Consider the following 10,667-nt stretch of genomic DNA (forward strand, 5'->3'; position numbering starts at 1 on the left):
GCCCCGGCCGACCTGGCGCTGGCCATGTCGCACGTGAACTCCGAGCCCCGCGGCGCGCTCGGCTTCGCGACGCCCGCCCGCGCCTTCCGGGCGATGCTCGGCGGCGACGCGGCGGCGCTGCTCGAGGCGTACGGCGTGGAGGACGTGCCCGTCGAGGAGCTCGACCTGACGCCGGGGCTCATCGAGCGGGCGCGCGCGGAAAGGGGCGATGCCCCGCTGTCCTAGCCTAGAAGGAAAAACGGAATAGACGGACCGACCGTCCGGCTGAGTCTGGGAAGAGGCGCCGGGCGGCGGGCGGAGCATGGCCACCGGACCCATCGAAACACATCTCCACCGTTCCTTCAACTGGGAAAATGCCGCCCCCGGACCCCGGGAGGGGCCGCGGGGGCGTTCGGCTAGGTGCGGGAATGGCCTATTTGCTCAATGTGTTCGGCTGAGATCGGAAATCAACCGAAACAATTTATAGACTGAGTTGGTCGTATTCTTTGGGCAATTGCTCCTATAATATAGCCTTCGCTGCAGTCGGGAGGGGAGGGCTGGGGCTCCGTTATTATGTTGAAACGCTTTAACACTTTTGACGTTCTCACGAGTTTTTTGTTTCAAAAGCGTTAGGATGAGACTCATAGCGTGGGGCGTAATGGGTGCCCCGCACACGATGGGAGGCTATCAATGGCTAATCGTTTCGTTCTCAACACCATTTCTTATCATGGTTCTGGCGCCATCAAGGAGATCCCCGGCGAGCTCCAGCGTCGCGGCTACAAGAAGATCTTCGTCTGCTCCGACCCCGATCTGGTCAAGTTTGGCGTTACCGCCAAGGTGACCGACGAGCTCGATGCCGCCGGTATCGCTTGGAGCCTCTACTCCGAGATTAAGCCCAACCCCACCATCCAGAACGTCAAGGACGGCGTCGAGGCCTTTAAGGCCGCCGAGGCTGACGCTATCGTGACCATCGGTGGCGGCTCCTCCATGGACACCGCCAAGGCTATCGGCATCATCATCAACAACCCCGAGTTCGCCGATGTCCGCAGCCTCGAGGGCGTTGCTCCGACTAAGAACCACGCCGTGTTCACCATCGCCGTGCCGACGACCGCCGGTACCGCTGCCGAGGTGACCATCAACTACGTCATCACCGACCCCGAAAAGGTCCGCAAGTTCGTGTGCGTCGACACCAACGACGCCCCCGAGGTCGCCGTCGTCGACCCCGACATGATGGCTTCCATGCCCGCCGGCCTTACCGCTTCCACTGGCATGGACGCTCTGACCCACGCCATCGAGGGCTACACCACCAAGGGCGCTTGGGAGCTCTCCGACATGTTCCACTTTGAGGCCATTAAGCTGATCAGCGAGAACCTGCGCGACTCCGTTGCCGAGGCCAAGTCCGGTCAGCCCGGCTCCGGCCGCGAGGGCATGGCTCTTGGCCAGTATGTCGCCGGCATGGGCTTCTCCAACGTTGGCCTGGGCATCGACCACGCCATGGCTCACACCCTGTCCGCTCACTACGACACCCCGCACGGTGTCGCCTGCGCCATGCTGCTGCCGATCGCCATGGAGTTCAACAAGCCGGTTTGCGCCGAGCGCCTGGCCAAGGTCGCCGTCGCCATGGGCGTTGACACCACGGGCATGAGCACCGACGAGGCTGCTGACGCCGCTATCGCCGCCGTCAAGCAGCTTTCCGCCGACGTGAACATCCCGCATGTCTGCGAGGCCATGAAGGCCGACGAGATCGAGGTCTTGGCCAAGGACGCCATGGCCGACGCCTGCTTCCCGGGCAACCCGCGCGAGGCGACGCTCGACGACGTCATCGAGCTCTTCAAGAAGATCTGCCCGGCTGCCTAACATGGTTCGGCGGGCCCCTGCCCGTTAGCCCCAGAATCGTCCTCGGACATGTCGGAGGCCCCGCTGCGCACTACGTGCGGCGGGGCCTCCTTCTGTCCTGCGGAAAGATTCTGGGGCTAACGGGCAGGGGCCCGCCGGCTCGTTATCGTGGCGGGCGCTGCTCTGGGAAGCTCGATGGGTTGTCTCGCTAGGTAAATAATTGTGCGTGGTGGTATTGTTGCTGTGGGTTTAATTCGATATGAAAGGGTGACTTTGGTGTCCAAGATGGATTCTACGCTCTCCTATATTACTGACCAGTTGAAGGCGCTTACCTCGATTGCTTCACCTACGGGCTATACCCGTGCGGCTACTGACTATCTAATGGAAACGTTGCGCGATATGGGCTTTGGCCCCGAGCGCTCCAATAAGGGTAACGTGTTGGTTGAGCTTGGTGGCGAGGGTGAGCCGCTCGTACTGGCGAGCCATGTCGATACCCTGGGCGCCATGGTGCGCTCCATCAAGGACAATGGTCGCCTGCGTCCCACGACGCTCGGCGGGCATCAGTGGTCTACGGCCGATGGCGAGAACTGCACCGTTTACACGCGCGATGGCAATGTCTACACGGGCGTGGTCCTCAATACCGAGCCTTCGGCGCATGTGGCCGATGAGCCGGTCAAGACCATCGAGAAGAACATGGAAATCCTGCTCGACGAGAACGTTGACAGCAAGGACGATGCGCTCGAGCTGGGTATTCAGACGGGCGATATCATCGCCATGGATCCGCGCACCACGGTGACGGAGAGCGGCTACATCAAGAGCCGCTTCTTGGACGACAAGCTGTCCGCGTCGATTCTGCTGGGTTTGGCCCGCGCCGTTGCTGGCGGCGAGGTGACGCTTTCGCGCAAGGTGTCGCTGCTCTTTACCGTGTACGAGGAGGTTGGCCACGGCGGTGCCTTTGTGCCGGCCGACACGCGCGAGATGATCAGCGTTGACATGGGCTGCGTGGGCGACGACTTGGGCTGCACCGAGCGCATGGTGTCGATTTGCGCCAAGGATTCGGGCGGCCCCTACAACTACGATCTGGTGACCACACTGTCCAATATTGCGCGCGAGCTGGAGCTCGATTACGCCATCGACGTGTACCCGCATTACGGTTCCGACGTCGAGGCCACGCTTTCGGCCGGCTATGACATTCGCCATGGCCTGATCGGCCCAGGCGTGTATGCGAGCCACAACTACGAGCGCAGCCACATCGACGGTGTGCGCAACACCTACGAGCTCGTTCGCGCCTACGTCCAGCGCTAACGATGCAGCGGCCTCGGCTGACACGGCAGTACCGACCGAGGCTGTCCTCTCTAACTTGCGGTGAAATAGGGACTGTTTGGCGGTTTTAAACGCTTAAACAGTCCCTATTTCACCGCAACTTATGAAGGGGATGGGGCTATTTGATGGCGCCGGTCACGGTGCCGCCGCCCAGGACGATGTCGCCGCGATAGACTACAACGGCTTGGCCGGGGGCGATGGCGCGCTGCGGCTCGTCAAAGGTCAGCAACATTTGCCCGTCTTCGCCGCACGTAAGGATCGCTGCCTGGTCTTTCTGTCGGTAGCGGTACTTGGCGCCCACGCGGATGCCGCCGGCATCCAGCTCGGCCTCCATGCGGTCGGCAGGGGCGCTCCAGATCCAGTCGTTGGCCGTGAGCGCCGTGGCCGTCAGGTCCTCGGCCTCGCCCAGATGCACGGTGTTGTTAGCGGCGTCGACGCCCGTCACATACACAGGATGCGCCATCGCGACGCCCAGGCCTTTGCGCTGGCCGATGGTGTAGCGCAGCGCGCCGTTGTGGCGCCCGACCACGCTGCCGTCGCGCCACACAATGTCGCCCGGTGCAGCGGGATGTCCGCAGCGGCGCTCGATATAGCCCGCGTAGTTACCGTCTGGAATAAAGCAGATGTCCTCGCTTTCGGCCTTCTGGGCGTTGGTAAAGCCCTGCTCGGCGGCTATGCGGCGCACGTCGCGCTCTTTGTCTAGGCCTGCCAGCGGAAAGATCGTGTGCGCCAGGCGCTCCTGCGTGAGCGAATACAAAAAGTAGCTTTGGTCCTTTTTAGGGTCCTCGCCGCGATGCAGCTGCCAGGTGCCGTCTGCCGCCTGGCTTGTTTTGGCGTAATGGCCCGTGGCGATGTAGTCGCAGCCCATGTCCAGCGCTGCATCGAGCAGCGCGCCAAACTTAATGTGGCGGTTGCAGATAATGCACGGATTGGGCGTCAGCCCCTCCTGGTAGGCGTTCATAAAACGCTCGACAACGTTGCGGTCGAAGGTTTGCTGCAAGTCGAGCACGTGATGGGGTATCCCCAGGCGCTCGGCGACGGCCTTTGCATCGGCGATGTCGTGGTCGACCTTACTCATGCCCGTGGCGGGATCGGGCGCGGGGCAGGTGAGGCGCATGGTGGCACCGACACATTCGTAACCCTGACTTTTGAGCAGATACGCGGTCACGCTGGAATCGACGCCGCCGCTCATGGCGACGAGCACGCGCTTGTTGTGCATGAGGAGGTTCTCCTTGGTGGCATGTGGCCAAAAAAGAAAAGCGGCGCGGGAGGCTGGTTCCGCGCCGCAGACATTGTAGCAAGTTCGGACGTCTCGTGGGGCATCCTGTTGGGATGAGCTCAGGCTGCCAGAAGAGAGGGGAGACCGGCGTGCCTTGGACTCGTTCTAAGAACGAGAAGCTCTAGTCCTGGAAGAGCGCCGTGGACAGGTAGCGCTCGCCGGTGTCGGCGAGCAGCGCCACGATGGTCTTGCCTTCGTTCTCGGGGCGCTTGGCCAGCTGCAGAGCGGCCCAGACGGCGGCGCCGGACGAAATGCCCACGAGCACGCCTTCCTTGTGGCCCACGGCGCGGCCGGTGGCAAAGGCATCGTCGTTCTCGACGGGGATGATCTCGTCATAGACCTGGGTGTCGAGGACGTCGGGCACAAAGCCGGCACCGATACCCTGGATCTTGTGCGGGCCGGCCTGGCCCTTAGAGAGCACCGGGGAGGTGGCGGGCTCGACGGCGACGACCTGAATCTCGGGGTTTTGCTCCTTGAGGAACTCGCCCACGCCGGTCACGGTGCCGCCGGTGCCGACGCCGGCGACGAAGATGTCGACCTTGCCGTCGGTGTCGTCCCAGATCTCGGGGCCGGTCGTGGCCTTGTGAATGGCCGGGTTCGCGGGGTTCACAAACTGGCCGGCGATGATGCTGTTGGGAGTTTCCTTCTGCAGCTCCTCCGCCTTGGCGATAGCGCCCTTCATGCCCTTGGAGCCGTCGGTGAGCACGAGCTGTGCGCCGTATGCCTGCATGAGCTTGCGGCGCTCGACGGACATGGTCTCGGGCATAGTGATGATCACCTTGTAGCCGCGGGCCGCCGCCACCGAGGCGATGCCGACGCCGGTGTTGCCGCTCGTGGGCTCGATGATGGTGTAGTCGCCACCGCGCACGAGCTTGCCGGCCTTCTCGGCCTCGTCAATCATGTTCTTGGCGACGCGGTCTTTGACGGACCCGGCGGGGTTGAAGTATTCCAATTTGACGAGCACACGGGCCTTGAGGTCCTCGTCGGCCTCGAAGTGGGTGAGCTCCAGAAGCGGGGTGTGGCCGATAAGCTGATCGATGGACGTGTAAACATTGCTCATGGTGAACCTCCAAAGTGTTCAAATGACTGGATACCGTGTGGTTTTACGGTGTGTGTGGCAGCGAAACCCACAAACCTTATAGGTTGTTCGTTTTGCTGTTGGCAAGCATAGTAGACAGTAAAGCCTAGTAACGCAATAGGAAATAGAAGATTATTACGAGTCGATTAACCATCTTGACGGGAATAGGTATTTTCAAAACCAATTTTTCGGCTAGAATTTCTACGAATTAAAAGACCGAAAGGCAGCTATATATATGTTGGTTTCCACAAAGGGCAGATATGCCCTGCGCGTTATGGTCGACCTGGCCGAGCACCAGGCGACAGGCCGTATCCCGCTTAAAGAGATTGCGGCGCGTCAGGGTATTTCGGAGAAGTACCTCGAGAATATTCTGGCTACGCTCGTGCGCGCCAACATGCTCTCGGGCATGCGCGGCAAGGGCGGCGGCTATGTGCTCACGCGCCCGCCCGAGCAGTACACGGTGGGCGAGATCTTGCGCCTGACCGAGGGCAGCCTGGCGCCGGTCGCCTGCCTGGATGGCGACTGCAAGGGTTGTTCGCGCTCTGACGAGTGCCCCACGCTCGACGTGTGGAAGAACCTGGACAAGCTTATCAACGACTACCTCGACGGTGTGACGCTCGATCAACTTGTCGCTCCCAACGAAGGCTACGATTACGTCATCTAACCCACACCTGCCATTTGGGGACGGGGTGGAAATGGCAGATTCTCTCGCCCTTTGAGACTTGGCAAATAAGAAGGCCGCCCATTTTTGTGATGGGCGGCCTTCGTTTTGGGCTGTTGAGACGGGCGCGGCCGGAATGGCCGTTTTAGCCCTCGGCGATGCTGTCGAGGATGCTGCGCATGATGGACACCAGGATGCTGCCCATAAAGGCCGATCCAAAGCTGGCGATGGAGATACCCGCGCCCAGCAGATTGACCGACAGATAGCTGGCCAGCTCGAGCATAAAGCTGTTGACTACGAGCTGAAAAATACCCAGCGTAATGATCGTGAGCGGCAGCGAGATAACCGTCAGAAACGGCTTGACGAGCGAATCGACGATGTTCAGGAACAGTCCCACGAAGGCGAAACAGACCCAGGCCTCGGCAAAACCGAAGGGCTGGATGCCGGGGACGAGGAACGTGGCAATCGCGATGGCGATCGAGGTAAAGAGCCAGTTAAGCATAAAGCGCATGGTGTGAATCCTTTCTTGCGCAGGGTGCGTCGGTGTCGCGTGAAGCGGTTTGCTGCGGCGGCTTGGACGGCCGCTCGGGTGTGCCGCCTTGTTCGGCCGCCCATTGTCTCAGATATTCGTGGAGCTTACGTGCGCATTCGGTTTCAAAACGGCGTTCGTCCTGAAAAACGCGCCGCTGGCAGAGAGTCTTGTCGCTTTAGTTTGGTGGTGTGCTACACTGCTACGGGCAAAAGCCACAGGCGTTGCCCTATTGCATAGAACGGGCGAACGATGCCCGATGTCAGTATCAACTTCGATGCCTTATGGCGGGTTTGGCGGTGATCGATGAATATCGAGAACATGTTTGACAAGCCTGATGTCAAGCAGCTGGTCCACGCATTTAGTCTTTTGGATGACGAGAAGGATATCCAGGCGTTTTTGACCGATATCTGCACGCCGCGCGAGATCTGCGATCTTTCGCAACGTCTGCAGGTTGCGCGTTATCTGGATGAGGGCGAGCCTTATGTTGAGGTTCAGGCCCGCACCGGCGCTTCGTCCACTACGGTGAGCCGCGTGTCCAAGGCACTCAACGGCGAGTACGGCGGCTATCGCAAGATCCTCATCAAGCTGGAGGATGGCGAGTAGGCCAGCGGCAACAAACGAATTGCGCAGAACCGTCCCTTCGGGGGCGGTTTTTTGATCCTTTGGGGACGGAGGAAAACGGATCACTGGGTTAGACTGACCTCCTCGGTGATCCATTTTCCTCTGTCTCCAAGGGGTCAAATCTGTTGGCGTGGGGCAAATCTGTCCGCGCGGGCGGGTAGGATGGAAGCATTGAATATTGCGAACGGTTTGAGTGGAGGACCATGCCTGTTCGAATCTATACCACCAACGCCGGCGCGGATTTGAGCGATGCCGAGGCGGCGCTGCTTGCCGACCTTATTGCCCGCCACGGGCGTGCCGTGCTGCTGGCGCCAACGTTTGCCGAGCTCGACCTGTGCCGTCATGATGCGGCGGAAGCCGGCGTTTCGCTGGGTATTGACTACAAGACGCCTACATCGTGGCTTCGCTCGCTTTGGGAGCTTTTGGGCGACGGGCGCGGTTTCGTCGACAACCTGCAGCGCCAGATGCTGTTTTCGGACATGGTAGCACGCCTCGACGACGCCGACCTGCAGCCGCTTTCGCGCAGCCAGGGCACGGTGCGTATGCTCGCGCGTATGGCTCGCGATGTGCTGCCGGGTGTGGCAGGGACAGGCACCGAGCGTTGCTGCGACAACGTTTGCAAGCCCAAGCCCAAAAGCGACGCCGAGGCTCGCGTGTTTGAACTTTTGTGCGCCTATGCGCGCGGTTTGGACCGTCGAGATATGGTCGAGCCCTGCGAGGCGGCTGACATTATGGCCGGCGCTTTGGCCGACAACCTGCCGGGGTGCGCCCGCGCCGTTTGCGTGCGCGGCGTCACGTCATTTACGTATAGCCTGCTCGAGCTGCTGTCCGCCGTGGCAAACAACGGGGGAGAGGTTGTCGTGCTGCTTGCCCGCGAGCAAGCGGCGATGCGCGAGGAGCTTGCCGCGGCATTTGATGTCCGCGGTGTGCTGTTTGAGATCGCGCCGCTGGGGGAGGGCGCCGCCGCGCCCCAGACTGCCTCCAAGTCCGCTGCTCAGCCTGCCTTTATTGAGGTCGCCGGCCCCCATGCCCGTGCCCATGCTTATGCGGACGTCATCGATAAGTTGGTGAAAGCGCACAAGGAGTCCAAGGACGATAAAGTTGCTGCAACACCCGCCGACCCCGTACGCGTGCTCGTTGTTTCTGCCCGGGCACCCCAGCTGTTCGGCGAGCTTGCCGCTCGTTTGGCGGCGCGCCACGTTGCTGCCGAGACGGCCGAGTTCACGGCGTTTTCCCAATCCATTGCGGGCAGGCAGTTCACGGCGCTCGCCAACCTGATCGAGCGTATGAAGGCCGCCGACGAAGGGGCAGCTTCTAAGACTGAGTGGTGGCCCGCTCCGGAGCTTACCGACTGGATTTACAGCCCGCTTTCGGGTGCCGACGCCGCCAGCGCGCGCACGTTCGACAAGAATATGCGACTGTCGCGCAGCAAGACCACTGCGGGCGTCAAGAGCCTGCTGCAGAGCGTGCAGGGCCAGGTGAGGGGCGCGCGTAAAGCGGCGAGCGACGAGAACTGGTTTAAGAACGTGCCGTGCGTGATCTCGGACGTGTTCCAGGCGCTGCGGCGCGACAAACCCGTGACGGCGCTCAAGGCCATGCTTGCCGTTGCCGAGGCACTGCCCGATCGCGCACTTGGCGGTCTCGACGGTCAGGCCCGTCGCCAGGCGGAGGTGGCCCTGCTGCGCCACGTCATCGACATCCTTATGAATGGCGCCCGTGCGCTCGACGTGTCGCAGGCCGCGACCGTGCCCGTGCTCGATGACATTCGCACCAAGGTGGACAAGCGTAGCGCCGCCTACGATTACGAGACCTACGAGGTTGACCGTGCGCCACGCGCCCAGGTTCGCTTTGCTTCGCTTGCCGATGCGGCGGCCCTGCGCCCCGGCAGCTACGATGCCGTGCTGTTTGCCGACGTCGACCTGGACAGTTATCCGCTCTCACATGAGGAGGGCCCGCTGGCAACGCTGACGGCAGAGTTAGATCGCAGCGGTGTGACGCTTGAGCCTGCGGTCTTGCTGCGCGCACGCTTTGGCCGCGCGATACAAGCGTCGCGTGGTCCGGTTACGCTCGCCCGTGTGACCCACGATCGTCAGGCGCGCGAGTGCTATCCGGCGGCCGTGTGGACCGAGTTGCGGGCGCATGCCGAGGCCGCTAACGATGCTAAGGCCGCTGACGCCGACAAGGCCGCTGACGACGCTAAGGCCGTTGGCGCCGACAAGGCGAAGTGTGTGGGTGAGGGCGATATCGTAAGGGACTTCGATCCCGCGGCAGGCGAAGGTCTTAGGCGCGAGCGCGTGACCTGCGAAGCTCCTCAGCATCTGAGCGATGAAGCCATTCCGTATTTGGTCCTGCGTCGTCGCGATGGCGAGGGCGAGGATGCGCCGCTGGTGCCGCGCCTGACGTCTGCCTCGCAGATCGAGGCCTATTCGACCTGCCCGCTATGCTGGTTCGTCTCGTACCGCGTGAAGCCCCAGTCGATCGACGCTGGCTTTGGCAATATGGAGAAGGGCAACTTTGTCCACGACGTGCTGGAACACTTGCATGCCCGTCTGCCCCAGGAGGGCATGGAGCGCGTGACACCCATGAATCTGCCACGCGCGAAGGAGCTGCTGCGCGAGGTCTTTGACGAGACCTTGGCCGAGCATGCGGGCAAGCGCGGTACCGAGGGCCCGCTCGTGCCGCTCTCCCCGGTGGAGGAGCGCCAGGTGGCCGAGATTTTGCCGCAGCTGGAGGGCGTTCTTGCCTACGAGTCCGAGGCGCTCGCGCCCTTCGCGCCGCGCTACCTGGAGTTTGCGTTCAACGAGCTCCAGGTCGAGTATGCCGGCTGGCCGCTCGGCGGGCGCATCGACCGTGTGGACGTGGATGCCGAGAAACGCGCCGTGGTGATCGACTATAAGCACCGCACGGGCGTTGAGGAGTTTAAACTCGCCGACCCTACGGTGCGCGACGAGGAATCGGGTGAGGCCGCCATCGACGACCCGCGGTGGCTACCGCCACATACCCAAACGCTCATCTACGCCCAGGCCATGCGCCGGGCGCTGGATCTGGATACCCGTGCGGCGCTCTATTTTTCGACCAAGGGCGGCAAACCGGCGCTGCGAGGCGCCGCGAGTGCCGAGCTGCTCGAGGAGGAACGTGGTGACGGCCGCATTCCGGGGCTTAAGAAGGGTTTTCCCGGCGAGGGCGGCAACATGGACTTCGATGCCCTGCTCGACCGCGTGGAGGCCGGTATCGCCGAGCGCCTGCATGAGCTCGAGGCGGGCGACGTCGCCGCTGTCGACCCGGCGTCGACGCAGGCCGCGCATGCGCGCTGCTCGTATAACCATGAAGGAACGTTTGTAAGGAGGGACGTGTAGAC

At 62.1% G+C, this 10,667-nt stretch carries 8 protein-coding genes and 1 pseudogene; 6 read left to right on the top strand and 3 right to left on the bottom strand.

The features are described from left to right. The 3 genes and pseudogenes from GT571_RS06750 to GT571_RS06760 form a co-directional block, all read left to right on the top strand. Positions 1–225: pseudogene (locus tag GT571_RS06750) on the top strand (IS30 family transposase); the annotation flags it as partial. A gap of 444 nt (positions 226–669) precedes the next feature. Next, entirely contained in the window at positions 670–1,836 is a 1,167-nt protein-coding gene (fucO, locus tag GT571_RS06755; RefSeq protein ID WP_022094861.1) for a lactaldehyde reductase, read from the top strand. Positions 1,837–2,100: 264 nt separating this feature from the next. Beyond that, positions 2,101–3,120: a M42 family metallopeptidase gene (locus GT571_RS06760; RefSeq protein ID WP_161156304.1), complete on the top strand. Its 1,020-nt coding sequence runs from the start codon at positions 2,101–2,103 to the stop codon at positions 3,118–3,120. 136 nt (positions 3,121–3,256) lie between these two features. On the opposite strand, the gene mnmA is transcribed toward GT571_RS06760, so the two are convergent. Together mnmA and cysK are read right to left on the bottom strand one after the other, a co-directional pair. Next, positions 3,257–4,357, bottom strand: a complete 1,101-nt coding sequence (gene mnmA, locus GT571_RS06765) for a tRNA 2-thiouridine(34) synthase MnmA (RefSeq protein WP_124786046.1) — start codon at positions 4,355–4,357, stop codon at positions 3,257–3,259. 181 nt (positions 4,358–4,538) lie between these two features. After that, complete coding sequence (gene cysK / locus GT571_RS06770) at positions 4,539–5,477, bottom strand: cysteine synthase A (RefSeq protein ID WP_055250951.1); 939 nt, start codon at positions 5,475–5,477, stop codon at positions 4,539–4,541. A 253-nt stretch (positions 5,478–5,730) separates the two neighbouring features. Between cysK and GT571_RS06775 the strand changes: the two genes are divergently transcribed. After that, positions 5,731–6,159, top strand: coding sequence for an RrF2 family transcriptional regulator (locus GT571_RS06775; RefSeq protein ID WP_117564502.1), 429 nt, complete (start codon positions 5,731–5,733; stop codon positions 6,157–6,159). A 142-nt stretch (positions 6,160–6,301) separates the two neighbouring features. Here GT571_RS06775 and GT571_RS06780 read toward each other — a convergent pair whose 3' ends face one another. Continuing rightward, the gene (locus tag GT571_RS06780; protein ID WP_055250947.1) at positions 6,302–6,667 is read right to left on the bottom strand and encodes a phage holin family protein; all 366 of its coding nucleotides are present in this window, start codon (positions 6,665–6,667) and stop codon (positions 6,302–6,304) included. A gap of 324 nt (positions 6,668–6,991) precedes the next feature. Between GT571_RS06780 and GT571_RS06785 the strand changes: the two genes are divergently transcribed. Next, on the top strand, positions 6,992–7,291 hold the full coding sequence (locus GT571_RS06785) for a YerC/YecD family TrpR-related protein (protein WP_022094855.1): 300 nt from the start codon (positions 6,992–6,994) through the stop codon (positions 7,289–7,291). 221 nt (positions 7,292–7,512) lie between these two features. Continuing rightward, complete coding sequence (locus tag GT571_RS06790; RefSeq protein WP_161156244.1) at positions 7,513–10,665, top strand: PD-(D/E)XK nuclease family protein; 3,153 nt, start codon at positions 7,513–7,515, stop codon at positions 10,663–10,665. Positions 10,666–10,667 lie beyond the last annotated feature (2 nt).

This window comes from Collinsella aerofaciens (assembly GCF_009876115.1).
Lineage (GTDB): Bacteria > Actinomycetota > Coriobacteriia > Coriobacteriales > Coriobacteriaceae > Collinsella > Collinsella aerofaciens_N.

What these genes read in the sequence shown, in the direction of transcription:
- GT571_RS06780 (WP_055250947.1), bottom strand. Translation starts at nt 6,667, where the DNA reads ATGCGCTTTATGCTTAACTGGCTCTTTACCTCGATCGCCATCGCGATT.
- fucO (WP_022094861.1), top strand. Translation starts at nt 670, where the DNA reads ATGGCTAATCGTTTCGTTCTCAACACCATTTCTTATCATGGTTCTGGC.
- GT571_RS06760 (WP_161156304.1), top strand. Translation starts at nt 2,101, where the DNA reads ATGGATTCTACGCTCTCCTATATTACTGACCAGTTGAAGGCGCTTACC.
- cysK (WP_055250951.1), bottom strand. Translation starts at nt 5,477, where the DNA reads ATGAGCAATGTTTACACGTCCATCGATCAGCTTATCGGCCACACCCCG.
- GT571_RS06790 (WP_161156244.1), top strand. Translation starts at nt 7,513, where the DNA reads ATGCCTGTTCGAATCTATACCACCAACGCCGGCGCGGATTTGAGCGAT.
- GT571_RS06775 (WP_117564502.1), top strand. Translation starts at nt 5,731, where the DNA reads ATGTTGGTTTCCACAAAGGGCAGATATGCCCTGCGCGTTATGGTCGAC.
- GT571_RS06785 (WP_022094855.1), top strand. Translation starts at nt 6,992, where the DNA reads ATGAATATCGAGAACATGTTTGACAAGCCTGATGTCAAGCAGCTGGTC.
- mnmA (WP_124786046.1), bottom strand. Translation starts at nt 4,357, where the DNA reads ATGCACAACAAGCGCGTGCTCGTCGCCATGAGCGGCGGCGTCGATTCC.